This is a genomic window from Microbispora sp. CA-135349 (assembly GCF_050947365.1).
Lineage (GTDB): Bacteria > Actinomycetota > Actinomycetes > Streptosporangiales > Streptosporangiaceae > Microbispora.
In genome coordinates this window covers 3,222,998-3,241,755 of record NZ_CP192001.1, presented here as the reverse complement: position 1 = coordinate 3,241,755, position 18,758 = coordinate 3,222,998, and the positions used below count along the sequence as shown (strand labels likewise).

15 protein-coding genes are annotated in these 18,758 nt (G+C 68.4%); 4 read left to right on the top strand and 11 right to left on the bottom strand.

The window, feature by feature from the left end:
- Positions 1 to 23 precede the first annotated feature (23 nt).
- The 9 genes from ACQPZZ_RS15175 to ACQPZZ_RS15135 form a co-directional block, all read right to left on the bottom strand.
- Complete coding sequence (locus ACQPZZ_RS15175) at positions 24 to 2,222, bottom strand: peptidase domain-containing ABC transporter (RefSeq protein WP_432932555.1); 2,199 nt, start codon at positions 2,220 to 2,222, stop codon at positions 24 to 26.
- The gene (lanM, locus tag ACQPZZ_RS15170; protein ID WP_432932553.1) at positions 2,219 to 5,050 is read right to left on the bottom strand and encodes a type 2 lanthipeptide synthetase LanM; all 2,832 of its coding nucleotides are present in this window, start codon (positions 5,048 to 5,050) and stop codon (positions 2,219 to 2,221) included. The genes ACQPZZ_RS15175 and lanM overlap by 4 nt, the downstream gene beginning before the upstream one ends.
- Positions 5,051 to 5,133: 83 nt before the next feature.
- Positions 5,134 to 5,337, bottom strand: a complete 204-nt coding sequence (locus ACQPZZ_RS15165) for a hypothetical protein (RefSeq protein WP_363636677.1) — start codon at positions 5,335 to 5,337, stop codon at positions 5,134 to 5,136.
- A 102-nt stretch (positions 5,338 to 5,439) separates the two neighbouring features.
- A complete protein-coding gene (locus ACQPZZ_RS15160) occupies positions 5,440 to 8,439 on the bottom strand; it encodes a type 2 lanthipeptide synthetase LanM family protein (protein WP_432932551.1) in 3,000 nt (999 codons plus the stop codon).
- An 89-nt stretch (positions 8,440 to 8,528) separates the two neighbouring features.
- Positions 8,529 to 8,714, bottom strand: a complete 186-nt coding sequence (locus ACQPZZ_RS15155; protein ID WP_432932549.1) for a plantaricin C family lantibiotic — start codon at positions 8,712 to 8,714, stop codon at positions 8,529 to 8,531.
- A gap of 141 nt (positions 8,715 to 8,855) precedes the next feature.
- The gene (locus tag ACQPZZ_RS15150; protein WP_432934397.1) at positions 8,856 to 9,182 is read right to left on the bottom strand and encodes a helix-turn-helix domain-containing protein; all 327 of its coding nucleotides are present in this window, start codon (positions 9,180 to 9,182) and stop codon (positions 8,856 to 8,858) included.
- Positions 9,183 to 10,152: 970 nt separating this feature from the next.
- Positions 10,153 to 11,541, bottom strand: a complete 1,389-nt coding sequence (locus ACQPZZ_RS15145) for an ATP-binding protein (protein ID WP_432932547.1) — start codon at positions 11,539 to 11,541, stop codon at positions 10,153 to 10,155.
- A gap of 136 nt (positions 11,542 to 11,677) precedes the next feature.
- Positions 11,678 to 13,483, bottom strand: coding sequence for an ABC transporter ATP-binding protein (locus ACQPZZ_RS15140; RefSeq protein ID WP_432932545.1), 1,806 nt, complete (start codon positions 13,481 to 13,483; stop codon positions 11,678 to 11,680).
- A gap of 37 nt (positions 13,484 to 13,520) precedes the next feature.
- On the bottom strand, positions 13,521 to 15,299 hold the full coding sequence (locus ACQPZZ_RS15135; protein ID WP_432934395.1) for an ABC transporter ATP-binding protein: 1,779 nt from the start codon (positions 15,297 to 15,299) through the stop codon (positions 13,521 to 13,523).
- 306 nt (positions 15,300 to 15,605) lie between these two features.
- Here ACQPZZ_RS15135 and ACQPZZ_RS15130 point away from each other — a divergent pair, with 306 nt between their 5' ends.
- From ACQPZZ_RS15130 to ACQPZZ_RS15120, 3 genes are all read left to right on the top strand, one after another.
- Positions 15,606 to 16,241 carry a TIGR03085 family metal-binding protein gene (locus ACQPZZ_RS15130; RefSeq protein ID WP_432932543.1) on the top strand — a complete coding sequence of 212 codons (636 nt, stop codon included), beginning with the start codon at positions 15,606 to 15,608 and terminating at the stop codon, positions 16,239 to 16,241.
- Positions 16,242 to 16,343: 102 nt separating this feature from the next.
- Positions 16,344 to 16,508, top strand: coding sequence for a hypothetical protein (locus ACQPZZ_RS15125; protein WP_363636687.1), 165 nt, complete (start codon positions 16,344 to 16,346; stop codon positions 16,506 to 16,508).
- Between the two features lie 151 nt (positions 16,509 to 16,659).
- Entirely contained in the window at positions 16,660 to 16,821 is a 162-nt protein-coding gene (locus ACQPZZ_RS15120; RefSeq protein WP_167530286.1) for a hypothetical protein, read from the top strand.
- A 373-nt stretch (positions 16,822 to 17,194) separates the two neighbouring features.
- On the opposite strand, the gene ACQPZZ_RS15115 is transcribed toward ACQPZZ_RS15120, so the two are convergent.
- Positions 17,195 to 17,482: a chorismate mutase gene (locus tag ACQPZZ_RS15115; protein WP_432932541.1), complete on the bottom strand. Its 288-nt coding sequence runs from the start codon at positions 17,480 to 17,482 to the stop codon at positions 17,195 to 17,197.
- A 230-nt stretch (positions 17,483 to 17,712) separates the two neighbouring features.
- On the opposite strand from ACQPZZ_RS15115, the gene ACQPZZ_RS15110 reads away from it, so the two are divergent.
- On the top strand, positions 17,713 to 17,943 hold the full coding sequence (locus tag ACQPZZ_RS15110) for a hypothetical protein (RefSeq protein WP_363636692.1): 231 nt from the start codon (positions 17,713 to 17,715) through the stop codon (positions 17,941 to 17,943).
- Between the two features lie 40 nt (positions 17,944 to 17,983).
- On the opposite strand, the gene hisF is transcribed toward ACQPZZ_RS15110, so the two are convergent.
- Positions 17,984 to 18,754 carry an imidazole glycerol phosphate synthase subunit HisF gene (gene hisF, locus ACQPZZ_RS15105; protein ID WP_363636694.1) on the bottom strand — a complete coding sequence of 257 codons (771 nt, stop codon included), beginning with the start codon at positions 18,752 to 18,754 and terminating at the stop codon, positions 17,984 to 17,986.
- Between the last annotated feature and the right edge of the window lie 4 nt (positions 18,755 to 18,758).

Genomic DNA, 18,758 nt, shown 5'->3' with positions numbered 1-18,758 from the left:
CTCCATGGAGTCGGACGCACGGCTCAGGACATCGCCTGGTCGTGCTCCGCGTAGGCGGACATTTCGCGGCTGTACGCACCGCTGACGGCGACCTGCGAGCGCACCAGATCCCGATACACGCCCGGCACCGAGAGCAACTCCTCGTGCCGTCCGGTCTGCACGACCCTCCCCTGCTCGAGCACGACGATCAGGTCCGCGCTCATGATCGTGGACAGCCGGTGGGCGATGATGACGCGCGTGCACTTCAAGCCGTCGAGCGCGTTCGCGATGAGCGACTCGGTCACCGTGTCGAGCGCGCTCGTCGCCTCGTCCAGCACCAGGACCCGCGGACGCCGGGCCAGAGCGCGGGCGAGAGCGATGCGCTGACGCTGCCCTCCCGACAGGTTCCCGCCCAACTGCCGGATCTGTGTGAAGTAGCCCAGCGGCATGGCTTCGATTTCACGATCGATGTGCGCCTGCCGGGCGGCCTCCCGCACCGCCTCCATGTCGATGTCGCCGTTGCCGAATTTGATGTTCTCGGCGATCGAACGATTGCTGAGGACGATCTCCTGGGGGACGTAGGAGACACTCCGGTAGAGGGAGTCCGGGCTCAGGTCGCGAAGCGGTATGCCGTCGTAGGCGATATCCCCCGCCTGCACGGGATAGAGGCCGAGGAGGAGTTTCCCCAGTGTGCTCTTTCCCGAACCGCTGCTCCCGACTATGGCGACCCGCTGCCCGGGCCGGACGTCCATCGACACTCCTTCGAGCGCCGGCACCTTGCCGCCGGGATAGGTGAAGCTCACCTCGCGCAACGAGATGGCCCCCTCGATCCCGGCCTGGCGGTCTCCGAACGTGTCTCGCGAGGCGGGCTGGTTCACGATGTCGCCCAGACGGTACACCTGTGCGTTGACTGTGATCATCTGCGTGAACGCGCTGGACAGCGACGCGACTCTGCCCAGGCTTGTGGCGGTGAGCGTCTGCACCGCGATCGCCGATCCGAGGTCGAGGCCCCCGCTCAGGACCAGCCACAACCCCGCCAGCAGGACGAACAAGGGGCCGAACATCTGCAGGAGGGCGTATCCGCTGGAGACCGCTCCCTGCAGGACGATCCGCCGCCGCGTCTGGTTCAAGGCCCCGGCATAGGTACTCTCCCATTCCTTGAAGAACGCGTCCGTCATTCCCGAAACCTTCAGCAGCTCGATCGAGGAGAGCGCCTCCAGTTGCATGGACGTCGATTTGACGGTCTCGCCGATCTCACGATCCGTGGTGTTCCGGATCGGCCGGTACGTGACCAGCGCCAGGACGAACATGCACAGGAAGACCCCGAGCGCCGCGAAGCCGAGTGAAGCCGAGCGGAAGAAGATATAGGTGAAGGCCGCGATCAGGCTGCCGACATCCAGCAGCACGGTCGAGACCTCGCCCGAGATCAGGTCGCGTACCGAGGTGATGCTCGACAGGCGATACATGAGTTCGCCCTGGGACCGGCCGGAGAAGTACTTGTAGGGCAGCCCCAGCAGCGTCTTGAAGGTCCTGCCCATCATCACCTCCCCCAGGTTGCGTATGGCCTGGGCCAGGCAGAGGCTCCGCACCAGGGAGACGGCGAAGTAGGCGACCATCGACACGGTCAGCATGAGGATCACCAGCGCCAGCGGCCTGCCCTGGAAGAGGCCCGCGTATTCGTTGACGGCGAACTGCGTGGCGATCGGCAACAGCAGCGTGAACGCGTAGAGCAGAAGCGACATCGTGAAAACGCCGGCCAGCGGTCGCGCCTCGCGTCCGCCCGCTCGCAGGAACTCCCGCCATACGCTGGGCTCGCGGTCACGGACCGGCGTGTAGGAGGCGCCGGGCGTCGCCTCGATCACCAGGCCGGAGTAGATCTCCTCGAACTCCTCGATCGAGTACTTCCTGCGGCCCGCCGTGGGATCCACGACGGTGACGCTCTTTTCGCCGACGGTCTCCACCACGACCAAGTGGCTGTCGTAGCAATAGGCGATGAGGGGCAGGGCAAGACCGCCCAGCCTGTTCACCGTCGCGCGGAAGAACCTCACCCGCATCCCGTGGTCCCGCAGGATCGACGCGACCTCGCCGAGGGTCAGCCCGTCACGACCGACCTCGTACCGGCGGCGCAACTGCGAGATGCAGTCCCGGGACCCGTAGGCCGTAAGGACCATCGCGGCGCAGCAGAGCCCGCACTCCGCCTCGGTGAACTGCTGCACTTCCCTGACCCGGCGCACGCGCGTCATCGTCCTCCCAGGCACAGGGGCAGCCCGATCGCAGGCGCCTCGATCATCAGTTGCGCGTAGTACCACCCGGACAGACCGAAGAAGAAGGAGGGAAGCCCCGCTATCGGGCCGATCCCGCACCTCCAGCCCGCCTCGGCGGACCGCTCGATGAAGCGACTGCTCAGGTTCTTGGCCTCGTCGTGCAGTACCGGCCAGGAAAGACGTCCGGCCAGCCAGCACGTCAACGCCAGCCGGCCCGCGACGCCGTGGCAGAAGCTGATGTCGTCGCCCGGATCGCCGTAGAGCATTCCTTCCACTTCCGGCGTGATCGCGTCACGGATTTGCGCGTCGGAATACCCGACGGCGGCCAGGAGCTTGGTCATGGCGAAGGTCACGCCGGCGTACCCCTTGCACCAGCCGGCTCCGCGCGCGGGGTCCCGGAGGCAGTCGTCGGTCCACCTCCCCCTGAGGTAGGCCGACGCGAAGCGCGTCAGATGCTCCCGCGCGCGTCCATCGGTGTCGGCCCCCGCGGCGACGAGCGCGCTCATGGCCGCGATACGGCCGAAGCGCCCGTGGACGAGCCCCAGATCGCCCTCCTGCTCCTCCGGAAGCCCGTCGACCTCCACGAGGCGCCGCAGCAGCCGTCCCGCGGCCGCTTCGGCCACTGCGGGAACACGGTCCCCGTAGTACTCCGAGAGAAAGACCGCGTATCCGCCGAAGCCGTTGAGGTAGTCGAAATCCTCCTTCGACAGCCCATCGACCTCGACCTCGTTGGCGAGGGAGAGCGCTCTGTCCGGCCCGGAGGGCCCACCGACGTCCTCGCCGGTCCAGCCGTCGCCGGGTATGTCGACGCCGCATCTGCGCAGTTCGAGGCCCGTGACCAGACGCGACAGTATGCCCGTGAACGGCGAGACCGTCAGTGGTGTGACGACTTCGCCGATCCTCAGCGGGTGTGCCGCTGCGTAGATCTTGCCCACGTCCCACCCGAACGCGGTATGCCCGTCGACCGCCGCCGACCGGGCAAGGTAGAGCAGCAGTCCCCCGCCCTCGTGCAGCAGCGTGTTGGCGGCGCCGAGCCGCAGCCCCTCCCCGTCCAACTGGGGCATCAGAAACGACGGCGTATCGCCGTCGCCGACCACGAGGTCCCGCAGAGCCGCGATCCAAGGCCGCGGATCACTGAGATCCGGCAGAGCGTCCCTGTGACGCGCGCCTGCACGTCTCTGCACGGGACGCGCCTCCCACACATCGTCGGAGGAACTGGCCAGGGAGTACGTGATGTAGGCGAGGTCACGGCGCACGGGCCGGCCGAAGAAGCCGTCGATTCTCGCCAGGAGGGATTGCCGGGGAGTGCCCAGCACGCCGTTTTCCACCTCCGCGCGCCGGCCCAGCTGCAGGTCACGTGAATCGCACCGAACACCGAAGAAGGGAACGTCGAGATCGAGGAGCGCTCGTACCTCCTCATCGTGCACCGCATCGGTCACCTCCGTCGCGATCCCCTGATGCTGTCTCGGCAGGTGTGCGAGGAAGTCCTCCCGGCTTTCCCTGCTCGTCAGGTACGCGGGATGCGTCGACGCCTCGAGGAACCGGGCGTACAGGAAGGTCGGACGTGGGATGTGACGAACCGACCAGCCGTCGATTCGTGACGCCACGTGCCGGATGGCGTCATGGTTGGCGGCAAGGAGCTCACGGGCTTCCTCGAACCCCGTGAGGATCTCATCCATCCACAGCCGCGGGTCCACCGGTTCGCCGTTCACGGCCGCCATGTTCGTGCCGTGGTTCATGACCACCGGCACGTGCTCGAATCGGATCCCGTCGGTCCCGGCGTCGACCACGACAAAAGTCTTCAATCGGTGAGATGGCGTCGGGTCCGGGCAACCGATCGCCGAGATGTCCACATCCAGCGCCGCCCCCTTGTAACGGGCCGGAAACATCAAGGTGTTGAGCACCGAGTTGTTGATGTCCAGCACGAGTGCGCCGAATTCCTCGCGAGCGAGCAGGGACACGAGTGTTTCCGCGTCGAGCAGGACGGGACCGGCGGGCAGGGCGATGACGTTCTCGAGATGCAGGTCACCGGCACCCAGCATGCTGAACAAGGCGGCCGCCCGGCCGAAGATCCGGAAATACCGGCCGGGTCCCGCACTCTCGCCGAGTTCCGCGTACTGGATGTACTCCTGCCACAGATGCGTCGGGCTGATGACCGCTTTCGGGTAGAGGGGGCCGAAGAAGGCGCCGTCCTCGTCGACGACGCGCCGCACTTCGGCGAGCAACTTCTGACAACTCTCATGCTGCGGTTTGTAAACCGCCGACACCCCGTTACTCCACCACACCCGGGAGACGCTTCTGCCGCCGCAGTGAGAGTCGCCCATCCCCATGGTGATCCTGATGACCCGGCCGGACACGCCCAGAGCGGCCTCCAGGGACGCCCGGTCCCGCCATGCCGCGCGCAGCACTTCTTCCGCATAGGACATCTGCCGCTCGGTGATCAGGATCAGCAACCGGTGCAGTTCGGGGAACCGGGCGAGGATCGTGTCACGGCCCTCCGTGCCGCCGGCCCATTCATGGAACCCTTTGTAATCCAGCGCCGACTGGCCGCGGAAAGTCGTGATCAGGGTTCGCGTGCCGATCGTGATGAGGGAGTCCATGACCGATGGGAGCAGAGAAGCGGCCACTTGGGCGAGCTCGATCGACTCGGCGAACTCCGGCTCCCATTCACGCTCCCACTCCCGCAGTCTCAGGGCGCACGCAATCAGAAAAGGCGAGTAGAAGTCCCCGAACACGTCGGCCCTGGCGTGGGCGCAGTCACGCAACAGCTGGTCCAAGTCCGCGTCGTCCAACCCTGTCGTCGTCACCGTTCTTCTCCTGATCACTCACCCTCCGAACGGGGCGCCGCTACCGGTGAGGACGGGTAGCGGCGCCCCTCACCTGCGGCTTGTCAGCAATAGTTGGTGCAGGCCTGAGTCGGGCAGGCACCACCCAGAGCCACGCTCACCCCGGTGATGGAGGCCGTGATCGCGGTCGCACAGAGAATGCCGCTGGCGTTCACGCCGGCGACGAGGTCGTCCGGCACCTCCGCAAGCTGCACCAACTCGTCCACGGGCACGAAACCGGTGCTCGCGTCCTTGATGAGATCGGCCATCTCTTCTCCTTTGCTTTCCTTGTTCCTGTCGGGCCTCCGGCGGTTCCGGAAACCCCGCTGAGAACGCGCTCCACCGCTCCACGACCGGGACTTCCCGGCCGCTCACTCGAAGCGCAGGACGGACGGATATGTCTCGGGATCCAGGTGCCGGAGGATCGACCAGGCGAGACCCGCCCGCCCGACCATGAAGCTGTTGCTGTAGGCGTACTTGTTGTCGTTTCGGTCCTCGTAGCGTTCGAGGACCTCGATGAACAGCCGGGGATACAGCTGATCGACGACGCCGGCGCCGAAGAGTCCGGGGACATCCCGCTCGGCCAAGCCGATGATTTCCGCCGCGCCCAGGTCGCCGTGACAATAGGTCAGATTTCTGCCGAAGCCCCGTTCGAGGGTCAGCTCGGCAAGCCGGGCCAGCCGCTCCGGGGAGACGAGGCCGGGCGCGTGGCGGGCGAACGTGAGCGCCCCGAGGAGCATGCCCGGCGCGCCGTGGCACCAGGCGTACGAGCGGACCGGTTCCTCCCAGGCCCTCGGCCAGTCCCCGTCCTGTTCGTCGAAGGCGTCCAGGGCGGCCTTGGCGACACTCGTCGCAAGCAGACGCGCATCGGGGTCGCCGAAGAGGACTCCGTACTCGAGGAGGGCCGGGCCTATGCCCATGGACCCGTGCGCGAATCCGGTGTGCGAGGTGACCCGGCCGTCGGTCCCCGCCGACCGGCGCACCGCGCCGATCAGCGCGCCCGCGACGCTCCGCGCCGCGTCCTCGGCCCGCCTGCCGTCGGTCCCGCCGTCCGCGTGGCGCCAGAGCGCCAGACAGACGCTCAGTGTGCCGGCGAGGCCCGAGACGAAGTCGATCTCGCCCCTCGGGTCGGACCGGCGGGCGAGCCGGGAGGCCAGCTCACCGGTCGTCATACGGCCGCCGACCCCGAGCAGCCTCCTGGCCAGGGCGAGCGCGTAGACGATCCCCGCGAGGCCGGTCATCCCGTCGCCGGGAATCAGGGTCGTCTGAGAGCTCTCGGTCTCGAGCGCCGCCTCGATGGGATCGAACACGCGCAGGGCGGCGTCGGCGTACCGATGGTCCCCGGTCTCACGGGCCAGACCGGCCAGGAAGAGCGCGGGCCCGATGCTCCCCCCGTACAGCTCGAAGCCGAGGCTCCCCGGCATCCACTGCCTCTGGTCCGGGACTGTGATCAGAGGAGCGATCCACGTGGCAGGGGCGTTCCTTCCGCCGCCGTCGATCATGGTATCGACGAACGCATCGCCGATCCGGACGGCCTCCTGGACGTATCTCGACCGGCTAGGTCGCGGCATCGGACCGTCGCCCGCACCCGGGAAACCTGTCAGCTCCTGGCCCGGGGGAAGCTTGTTGACGAAGGCGAGATCGATCATCCTGAGCTGCCGTTCGACCACGTCCGGCCCGAGCTCGCGGATGCGGGTCCGCACCGTCTCCAGAGCCGGCTCCTCGAAGGCGTGCGGATAGACGATTTTCCCGCCGCTGGACAGCGCGCAGGAGCGTGGCCGGAAGGAGAAGTAGGGGACGTCCCCATCGCTCAGCTGCCGCGCCTCTTCGTCGGCCACCGAATGGTCGGCTCCCGCGGTCAGGGCCACGCGGTTCAGTACGGCCGCCCTGACAAGCGGGTCCGTGATGGCATCGGGATGCGTCGCCATCCGGAGCAGCTGGGAGTAGAAAACGGTGGGATTGTTGATGTACCGGAGCTGGACGTCGCCCAGGTACTTCTCGACGGCTGCGCAGACCTCTTCACGGTTGGAGAGGGCATGGGCCAGGACCCGGCTGAACTCCGACTTGATGATCTCTCGTTGTCTGCGTACCGGCAGTTCGCCGGTGCTCTGCACCGAGGGATTCGCGTTGACCGCGGTCATCTCGGCGTCACCCAGTTCGATGTACATGTCGTCGCGGCCCACGTTGCGCAGCTGCAGCGTTTTGAAAGGAATTCGCTGCCCCGGGTCGTATCCGATGGCTCCGACGTCGAAACCGTCCCCCACGCCCACCAGCATCGGCAGGATTCCGATCCTCGCGACCGACTCGTGAGCCTCGCGGATGGCGTTGAGGGATACACCGGCATCCACCTCGTTCACGAGGCGGAGACGTGGAGTGAGTAATGTCTCCGTGTCGACGACCACCGGCCCCGCGGCGCAGGTCACCACATTCTCGTAGTGGATGTCGGTCGCCTTCAGGAGATAGAGGATTCCGGCGAGCTGCCCGATCTGGGCAAAATAGCCCTCGGCACCACGCAGGCACTCCTCGGTCTCCACGTATTCGACGAATCCGCCGCCGTCGCAAGGGAGTACGGCGATGGTACGGAGATGCGTTCCCATGCCCTCGTTGATCCAGGCGACAAAGGAGTTGTAGCCCTTCTCGGCCTCGACCGGATGCGGCTTGTAGAGGACACGGCCGGAGTCGGCGAACAGAATTCTCGCCACCGATTTCGCGCCGTTGTGCGTGTCGCCTTCTCCGAGCCCGATACTCATGATTCGGAGACTGTCGCCCAGACCGGGAATGGCGTCGATCAACCGGTCCCGGTTCCTCTCCGTCTCGGCGATGACATGCGCCAGGTAGTCAGCGGCCGACCGGACACGCCTGCGGGCGAAGCGGAACAGATACGGGTATCGGTTCAGGAGATGGGCGTGTCCGGCTTCGCTGCTCATCCACTCGCGGTAACTCCGGTAGCGATCCTCCGGCGTGTCTCCGGACAGAAGACCGGCCACCTTGCGCTCGTGAAGCTCCTCGAGCAAGGTCCTCGTCATGATGCCGGCGACCACCATCGCCTGGTTGTCAACGAAATCCTCGACGATGGTATTGCCGCGGGCCGCCATGTCGCATGTCTCGACGGCTGTCCGCACCGGCCCCGACCACAGGGTGACGAAGTGAGAGAAGTAATCCGAGAAGGCTCCGTCGGAATCGCGCGCCGGGTCGTATGGCGGCGGTGCGGCCGGTTGGCCCGGCCTCAGGCGGTCGGTCCCGGATTCTGCCACCCGGAGCAGCTTCTCGTAGAGGTGATCTCTCGTGTCCTCTGAGGACAGCTCCGGAAGATATTTGGCGAGTATGTCCGCCACATCGTTCGGACTCGGGATTTCGACAGTCGTCACCATGCACGCCGTTTCTGATCACAACAGGAGATTGCAAAAGGAGACACGACGAAAGAAGGCGCCTGACGCATGGCGCCAGGCGCCCGGGAGAATCAGTGCTGGCAGCTCTTCTGGCACTCCACGCTGAGAGTGCAGATCGCGCCCGGGTTGCCGAGGACCCAGCTCGCCACCGTGTAGCACTCGATCAGGGTGAGGCTACCCGCCGACCTGGCGGTCTCGATGTCCTGGTTCTCGATCTCCTGCAGGATGCCGGCGTTGGGACTGGTGGTTCCCTTCATTTCCGCTTCCTTTCCCGAAGACGGACGTTCACGGGCATGGGGGAATCCCACAACGGAGGGCGACTGTCCCCCGTCCCGCTTCTTCGCGGGCCGGAGTGGGGTTCCCTCCAGAGAATCGCATCGCGATCACCGCGCCAGCAATTACTCGTTCGAGTTATCTTTTCCGTCGAAGCCGTGACGGCAGATCATGTACGTATAGCCGACGATGCCGGCCTGCAGGCGGGACTCTACGCCCAAGGCCTCGAGCACTCTGGACGTGTGAATTTTCACCGTATGCTCGGTGAGAGTGAGATGCGCCGCGATGTCCTTGGTCGTCATTCCCAGCCCAAGGCATTGCAGCACCTCTCGTTGACGCCTGGTCAGGCTACGGACACGTCCGGTGAGTTCGGCCGACCTGCATGGGCATCGACCGTTCACACGCGTCTTTTCATTTGAATGGAAATCGTTGTAACCGGCCTCTTTCGACATCACCGTTCACTCCTCGCCGGGAGCGACGCCTGCGATTGACAGGATGGCGGCCGGGGCCCGGTCCCGACTGATCCTTTGCGGCGGTGAGACCTGCCGGCCGCGGCTTCTACAGCGGCGCCACAGGGGCAGAGCCACCACCGTGCCGAAGACGTCGTCTCAGCAAATCAATAGTGGACATGCGTTGACGGACCGCACGGCGAACGCCGGGAACGGTGATACTCGCCCCGATCGATCGACGTCACCGTCGAGAATGGCGACCGGTCAGCGCCCGATCGTGAACCAACGGCTCCCCCGTCTCAGGGAGTCCGCATGTGGAGACTTATCGCTCGGACACATGGGGACTGAGCCGGCGGGTGCTCGATCGATACCGTGAAAGTCCCACAGCGGCCCCGCGGGACCGAGGATCGCCAGGGCCGGCACACCCGGGTCCGGGCACGCCTGAGCAGACAGACATATGCAAGCAGTCCCCCCGTCGAGAAGAAAGTCGACCTCATACGCATCGGTCTGTCCGTGAGTCACAGAAGACGATGCACTCGCGCCCCCGCTCGCGTCCCCGCGGAGCGGGGGAACGAAAACCTTGGGTGTCGTCCAGGTCCGAGGACACAACGGACTCCACTAGTTTCGGTCATCTCTCATGTTCATTTCGGGTGCGTCACAACTGTCGCGCACCCCTCCCACCTGGGCACACGTTTTGACAACGATGATTACCAGTTGACCTCAGGGAAGTAATGAGAACTTATAAGGATTGCTCAGGTTACGTCCATATTTCACCGATGTGACGTACGCCACACAAATGTGATATCTAGAAAATATGTAGAGTATGCCGCTGCCCATAACGGTGACGACGTTTCGGCCGCGCCATCGCTGTCGATCTGCGGATCGCGATCCTGAGCCGTGCGACGTCCCGCATCGTCCCGGGACGGTCAGCCGTCCGCGCCCGTGAGGGAGCGCAGACAGGGCGCGCGCCTGATCAAGGCCGGAAGACGTCGGCCGCGGTGATCGGCAGAACGCCCTCACGCACATGCGTGACCTCCTCGCGGGCGCATACGGCGTACTTCAGCGAGTCCACGTCGCCGGTGAGGTTGACCGCCTTGCGCGACAGCCGCGCCCGCAGCCGTTCCGCGTCCACCGTACGGCTCCATTTGGCCTCGCCGACGAGGACCGGAACGCGTGTGCGGGCGGGTTCCGCGAGCACGACGGCGTCGATCTCGTCCTGGCCGTCGTCCTTCCACCAGGGCCCGACGGCGACGACCCGGGGCCCGAGTTCCCCCGCCGCGGCGCGCCGCCTCAGGTGGTCGCGGAACGCCTCCTCGTAGACCAGCCCGAGATGCTCGCTCATCGCCTCGTACAGGGCCTGGGCGACGTCCGGCCCGGCGCCCTGCTCGATGTCGGCCCGGTAACGCGAGAGCGGGCCCAGGTAGAAGGCGAGGAAGGGGTCGGCGATGCGGTAGATCTTGCGCCGCGTCCGCTGCTCGGACTCGGTGACGGGAAGCACACGTTCGAGGAGCCGGAGCCGGACAAGCTGCCGCAGCGTCCGGCTCGGATCCGCACCCAGCGCATCGGCGATCTCGTGATGGCGGGTCTTGCCGTTCGCCACGGCCTGCAGGACGGCCGCTGGATACTCGCCGGCTTCCGCCTCCGTGGCCAGCACGAGCTCGCCTTCGGTGAGCAGGCGCGCCCCTGGCCTCCCCGCCAGGCGAAGCAGGTTCTGCTCGACCGTCAGCTCCTGGCGCCACCAACTCAGGTACAGGGGCGTTCCGCCGACGACGCCGTACACCACCGCACGGTCGGCCGGGGCCAGATCCGGCAGCATCATGGCCGCCTCATGCGGCCGGAACGGATGCACCTGCAGGGCCAGGTCGAACCGCCCGTAGAGAGGCGCTCGATATTCCTGCATCTCCCACATCGTCCGTACGGCTGAGCCGCAGACGATAAGACGCAAATGTCCCGTCCCCTCCGGCCGGTCCAGAAAGGCGCGCAGAACGCCCGGCAGTTCGGGAGACGACTTCATCAGCTCGGGAAACTCGTCCAGGATCAGCAGGAGCGGGCTGTCCTGCGCCTGCAACACCAGGTGCTCCAGCGCGTCGTCCCAGTCCCGGTACGGACGGTCCTGCGGATTGCGACCACCGGTGGTGGTAACCGAGGCCGCCCGGACCGACAGCGCGGCCAGTTCGGCGGGCGCGGGTCTCGTGCCGCCGATGTGATAGAGCGCCCGAGCACCGCAGCGAGCAGCGAACTCGGTGATGAGCGCGGTCTTGCCGACTCGCCGCCGCCCCCAGACCAGGGCTGGGCGCGCGTCGGTCGTCTCCCACCACTCCTGAAGTCGCGCCAGCTCGGCTACACGGTTGACGAATCCCATGCCTCATTACTAGCAGGCGACGTCACTGGCAACCAACGTCGGTGACGTCAAGCGTCAGTGACGACGGGCGTCACCGAGGTCCTGGCGACAGCGGGGGCATGTCACCGCAGCCGATGGTGGCTTCGCACCTCAGCGGTCAGCGGGCGGTGGTGGCGGTGGTCCAGGAGGCGTAGAGGTCGGCGTACACGCCGGGCTGCCCGACCAGGACGGCGTGCGGGCCGCGCTGCACGATCCGGCCGTGCTCGAACACCAGGACCTCGTCGGCCGCCTGGGCCGTGGACAGGCGATGGGCGATCGAGACGGCAGTACGGCCCCGGGTGACGCCGTCGAGGGCGCGGGCGAGCCGCACCTCGGTGGCGGGGTCCACGGCGGAGGTGGCCTCGTCGAGCAGCAGCAGGTCGGGGTCGGCGAGGTAGGCCCGGGCGAGCGCGACGAGCTGCCGCTCCCCGGCCGACAGGGACTCGCCCCGCTGACCGACCGGAGTGTCCAGGCCGGCGGGCAGGCCGTCGAGCCAGTCGGCCAGGCCGAGCTCGGTCAGCGCCCGCGCGATCTCCTCACGGGTCGCCGAGGGCCGCCCGAACCGGATGTTGTCCTCCAGCGTCGAGTCGAACAGGAAGCCGTCCTGCGGGACCATCACGATCCGCTCCCTGAGCGAGGAGAACCTGACCGTGCGCAGATCCACCCCGTCGACCAGGATCCGGCCGGAGGTCGGGTCCATGAGCCGGGTGAGCAGCTTGGCGAAGGTGGTCTTGCCCGATCCGGTCTCCCCCACCACCGCGATCCGCGTGCGCGGCGGGATCTCGACCGACACCTCGTGCAGGACGGGCGGCCCGCCGGGGTAGGCGAAGCCCACGCCGTCGAAGCGGACCGAGATCGGGCCGCGCGGCAGCGTCGCGCCGTTCTCCGGGTCGGCCACGTCGGCAGGGGTGTCGAGCACACCGAGGATGCGCCGCCATCCCGCGATGGCGTTCTGCGCCTCGTTCAGCACCTCCGTCGCGGTCTGGAGCGGGCTGATGAACAGCGTGATCAGGAACAGGAACGCGATGAGCCGCCCCGCCGTGATCGACTCGGCCACGCCGAGCCACACCCCGGCCACGACCACCAGCGCGACCGTGATCGAGGCGACCAGCTCGGTGGCGGGGAAGGTGAACCCGACGATCTTCTGGGCCCGGGTCTGCGCCGCGCGCATCCCGTCCACCGCCGTGTCGATCCGCTCGGCCGTGCGGTCCTCCGAGCCGTACGCCCGGATCACCGCGCTGCCGACGACCGACTCGCTGACGGCGGCGAGGACGTCGCCGGCGCGCTCGCGCACCCTGGTGTACGCCCTGGCCACCAGGCGCTGGAACCGGGGCAGGGCCAGCACCAGCGGCAGGAAGCAGGCCCACACGATCAGCGTGAGCTGCCAGGAGTAGACGGCCATGAGCACGGTCGCCACCACCAGCTGGCCGGCGGAGACGATGACCATTAGGCCGCCCCACTGCATGAACGTGCTGATCTGGTCGACGTCGCCCGTCACCCGGGAGACCAGGCCGCCGCGCCGCTCGGTGTTCTGCGTCAGCACCGACAGGTCGTGCACGTGCCGGAAGCCCTTGCCGCGCAGGGCCGCCAGGCCCGACTCGGTGGAGCGGTAGAGCCGGACGTTCATCAGGTAGCCGCACAGCGCGGTCAGCACCACGGCGAGCGCGCACAGGGCGACGGCGTTGCGGATGAACGGCAGGTCGGGCCCGCCCGCCCGCAGGCCCCGGTCGATGACCTGCTGCACGGCGATCGGCACGACGACCTTGCCCAGCGTGGCCAGCACGGCCAGCACGAGCGTCCCGGCGAGCCCGCGGCGGAACTCCGGCGACAGACGCAGGCCCTGCCTGAGCGTCGCCAGCGCGCTCCGATCGGCCGCCCGCAGGGACGAGGTCCCTCCGGCGGCCGTGTCCGTCACGACGGTCACCGCGTCACACTCCTCGCGAAGGGCTTCGAACCGTGCGTCATGCCACGATCTCCTCATCGGTGTCGAGGGTGGCCCGCTCGGCCTCCTCGCGCTCGTACGCGGTCACAAGGGCGCGGTAGCCCGCACAACGGGCCAGCAGCTCCTCGTGCGTGCCGTGGTCGGCGACCACGCCCTGCTCCAGGTAGACGACCTCGTCGGCCAGCGCGATCGTCGCCATCCGGTAGGCGACCACGATCACCGTGGCCTCGGCGGCGCCGTCGCGCAGCCCGTAGAGGATGCGCTTTTCGACCTGCGGGTCGACGCTGGAGGTGGCGTCGTCGAGGATGAGCAGCCGGGGCTCGCGCACGACCGCGCGGGCCAGCGCGAGGCGCTGCCGCTGCCCGCCCGACAACGTCGCGCCGCGTTCGCCGATCCGGGTGTCCAGACCGGACGGCAGCGCGCTGACGAAGCCGTCGGCCTGCGCGAGCCGCAGCGCGGCCCAGACCCGCTCGTCCGGCACCTGCCCGCCGAGCGCGATGTTGCCGCGCACGGTGTCGTCGAACAGGAACGTCTGCTGCGGGACGAGCGACACCGAGGCGCTCACCTCGCCCCTGGCCACCTCGCGCAGGTCGGTGCCGTCGACGCGGACGACGCCCTCGCCGGGGTCGATCAGGCGCGCGAGCAGCTGGGTGAGCGTCGACTTGCCCGCCCCGGTCGGCCCGACGACCGCGATCGTACGGCCCGGCTCGACGGCGAGGCTCACGTCCCTCAGCACCGGGTTCCCCGGCACGTACGCGTAGGAGACGCCCTCGGCCTCTATGCGGGCCGGGCCCGAGGCGTCCAGGCGGGCGGTGCCGTACTCCATGGAGCCGGTGGCGTCGAGGACGTCCCTGACCCGCGTCCAGCCGACGACGCTGCGCGGCAGCTCGGCCAGCACCCAGCCGAGCGCCCGGATCGGGAAGGCGAGGAGGGTGAACAGGTAGGCGACCTGGATCAGGTCGCCGGCCGCGACGCCGCCCGACTCCAGCCGAAGCGACCCGACGAGCAGCACGGCCAGCACGCCCAGCGTGGGCAGTGCCTCCAGCATGGGATCGAACAGCCCGCGGACCCGGCCGACGGCGACGTTGGCGTCCCGCAGCGCGTCGGCCTTCGCCTGGAACCGCGCGGTCTCCGCGTCCTCGCGGCCGAGCGTCTTCACGACGAGCGCGCCGTCGAAGCTCTCGTGCGCGACCTCGCTCACCTCCGCCCGCAGTTGCTGGGCCCGCATCGCCAGCGGGGACAGCCTGCGCTGGTAGACCAGGTTGAGCACGGCCACGGCCGGGAAGATCAGAAAACCGACGACGGCGAGCACCGGGTCGACCAGCACGATCGCCACGGCGGCCGTCACCAGCATCACGACCACGCCCACCGCCATCGGCAGCGGCGCGAGCGGCGCCCAGGCCGCCTCGACGTCGGAGTTGGCGTTGGACAGCAGCTGCCCGGTCGGGTGGCTGTGGTGCCAGGCGAGGGGCAGCCGCAGGTACTGCCGGGTGACCGCGCGGCGCGAGTGGGCCTGCATGCGGTACTGGTGGATCCCGGCCATGATGCGCCTGCCCATGATCCCCGCGGCCTTGAGCACCGCCACGCCCACGATCAGCAGCGCCGCCGCGACCAGCGCGCCGGTGCTCGCCGTGCCGTCCCGGAACGCGGGCAGCACGGCGTTGTCGGTGGCCCAGCCGAGCGCCCAGGACGAGGCGACGGTCATCGCGCCGTAGAGGGCGCTGGCGAGTACCGCGCCGGTGAAGATCCTCGGCTCGGTCCTGATCGCCACGCCGATGACCTTGAGACCCTGGAGCATGACTGAGCTGCCGGGCCGCGCCGGAGACTCCTTTGTCGGCACGCGGTGCTTTCCTTCCGATCTGGGGATCAGCCGGGCCGCTCCCTGTGAGCGCCCCGGAAGGGACATTAGTCACTCGGGGACGCCACCGGATCGGTCACCGGACCGACGCCGCCCAAGCCCTTGGTCCTACTCATGTCTCGCCGATCACCCGCGACCCGCGCGGCGTCCGCCAGACACTCTCGACACTCCCTATCATCCTGATCAATCCGTTTATTCCTCGGACACGCCCGGCCGCCGCCCGTGGCCGGCGCATAGGCTGATCACGTGACACACGCCCAGACGGAGCGCGCGGCGCTCTGCGACCTGCTCGACCGCCTCGGTCCTGAGGCGCCCACGCTCTGCGAGGGATGGGCCACCGGGGACCTCACGGCCCACCTCGTCCTGCGCGAGCGCCGGCTCGACGCCGCGCCCGGCATCGCGCTGCCGTTCCTGGCGGGCTACACCGCCGCCGTGCAGGACCGCGTCAAGCGGCGCCACCCCTACCCCGAGCTGGTCGGGCTCGTCCGCCACGGCCCGCCGCGCTGGACGCCGTACGGCCTGGTCCCCCGCCTGGACGAGATCGTCAACACGGTGGAGCTGTTCGTCCATCACGAGGACGTGCGCCGGGCGCAGGCCGGATGGGAGCCTCGCGTCATCCCGAGGGACCTGCAGGAGGCGTTCTGGAACCGGCTGCGCGGCGCCGCCCGGCTCTTCCTGCGCAGGGCCCCGGTGGGGGTCGTGCTCCGCCGTCCCGACGGGGCGAAGGCCGCCGGGCGGAAGGCCGAGCCCGCGGTGGTGGTCACCGGCGAGCCGTCGGAGCTGCTGCTGTTCGCCTTCGGCCGGCAGGCGCACGCCCGGGTGACGTACGACGGGGACGCCGCGGCGGTCGCCCGGCTTCAGGAGGCCCGGTTGGGGCCATGAGGACGCCAGGGCGGGACATGTCCGGAAACCTCCACGTAAACGTCGTGCGATGGGGCAGCATGAGACCAGCACACGATGTGTGGGAGCGTTTGGGAGCCCCGGATGAACCTCAAAAAGGTCCTGACCTATGTGGCCATCGCGTTCGTGATCTTCTATCTGTTCACGCAGCCGGCGAACGCCGCGGGCGCGGTCAGGAACGTGTTCGAGGGCGTCACCACGGGAGCCGAACGCCTGTCCGCGTTCTTCACCTCGCTCTTGTCGCACTGAGCCGCTCTCTTGCCGGGCCGGGCCGCGACCGGGCGTCCGCGCCCTCCGTCTCACGATGAGGGCGGAACGGCCTCATGTCCTCTCGGCTAGTTATGATCAAAACTGCCGCCGGGTACAAACGACCGGGATACCGACTGCAGGAGGCCCCCCGATGAAGGCGAAGAAGGTTCTTACGTACGCGGCCATCGCGTTCGTGGTCTTCTACCTCTACAGCCAGCCGCAAGCGGCGGCGGGCGCCGTGCGAGGCGTGTTCGACACGGTCAACACCGGAGCCAGCCGGCTGGCGACCTTCTTCACCTCGGTCCTGAGTTGAGGCCGCGGACCCCCCGTCCCCGAACTCTTTCCGGCGACCCCGACCGTCACCACAGTCGGCGACCGGCGACGGCACGACAGCAGCCGACGTAGCAGTAGCAGACAAAACGACAGTCAGAGCCGCGAGGCTCTCCGCGCACAGGGCCGGCAGGGCATCCGCCTTGCTCCGCCGGCCTCTTCTCCCGCATTCCCACGAGTCGCTCCCGCATCCCCGCGCGACTTTCTCCCGCGTGCCTACGCGATCGGCGACGAGCGCACGCACCCGGCACGCCGTGGAAGGCTCATCCCCGGATCGGGGTCGTCTCCCCTGCCCCGGCATCGCGCTCTCACACCTGTCCGTCCCCACTGGGAGCGGACCAAGGCGGCCGCGGGCGTCACCCGCCTCGCCGGTGCTCGGTGAGCTCATACTCCACGAACGCGCCGATCATCGCCCGCCAGACGGCCTCGGCGACCTCCGGAGACAACCCCTCACGCTCCGCCCGCTCCCGGGCCGCGGCCACGACCCGCTCCACCCTGCCGGGAGCCCGCACGGCCTGCTCGTCGGACTTGAAGGCGGCGGCCGCGCGGACGAGACGCTGCCGCTCGGCCAGCAGCGTCGTCAGCCGGGCGTCGATCCCGTCGATACGGCTGCGGACCTCGTCGAGCGAGGTGGGATCGGACATGCGTTTCCTCCCGATGGCCGCGGTGATCACTGGTCGGCGGTGATCATTGGCAACCCTAGAGGACCTGACCGAACATGACCGATAAAGAACACACAATCCCGCATGCCGGTTTTCGCCCACTATCACCCTATTTGCGGCGTTTGGTATGGACGATGGCGTGATGGTCGGCTGACCATGAGGAAGGCGGACTCCGGAGCGCCGCACGGTTCCTCTACGGACAGGAGACAGCTATGCGTGCCAAGCGTTTCCCGAGCCTGCTGGGCCTCGCGTTCCTCGCCGCCGTCGGTCTGGCCGCGGCCCAGCCGTCCCACGAGGCGTCCGCGGCCACCACCTGCTGGGGCGACCACGGGTGCGGCAACGGCGGATCCTTCCAGGGGCAGTGGCAGTACCAGTCGATGGCGTCCTCCTCGCTCGGCACCGGCCCGGACGCCTTCCCCACGGCGATCGTCGACATCGACTGACACCACGACCGGGGGCCGGAACCCGGCCCCCGGCAGGCGTTCACCGAACCGGGTGACCGGCCGAACGCAGCGTGTCCTTGACCTCGTGGATCTTGAGCTGCCCGAAGTGGAAGACCGAGGCGGCCAGCACGGCGTCCGCCCCCGCTTCCACCGCGGGTGGGAAGTCCTCCAGCCGCCCCGCGCCACCGGAGGCGATCAGAGGGACGCTCACCGCCGCCCGTACGGCCCGCAGCATCTCCAGGTCGAACCCCGACTTCGTGCCGTCGCCGTCCATCGAGTTGAGCAGGATCTCGCCGACGCCGAGCTCCTCCCCCCGCCTGGCCCACTCCACCGCGTCGATGCCCGTCCTCCGGCGCCCGCCGTGAGTGGTCACCTCGAACCCGGAGGGCGTGGGCGGACCGTCGACCACCCGGCGCGCGTCCACCGACAGCACGATGCACTGCGAGCCGAACCGGCGCGACGCCTCGGTCAGCAGTTCGGGCCTGGCGATGGCGGCGGTGTTGATGCCCACCTTGTCGGCGCCCGCGCGCAGCAGCCGGTCCACGTCCTCGGCGGAACGCACTCCCCCGCCGACGGTCAGCGGGATGAACACCTGCTCGGCCGTGCGGCGCACCACGTCGAGCATGGTCCCGCGCTCGCCGGAAGAGGCGGTGATGTCGAGGAAGGTCAGCTCGTCGGCCCCCTCGGCGTCGTAGCGCGCGGCCAGCTCGACCGGGTCGCCGGCGTCCCTGAGGTTCTCGAAGTTGACCCCCTTGACGACCCGGCCGGCGTCGACGTCCAGGCAGGGGATCACCCGTACCGCCACCGTCATCACC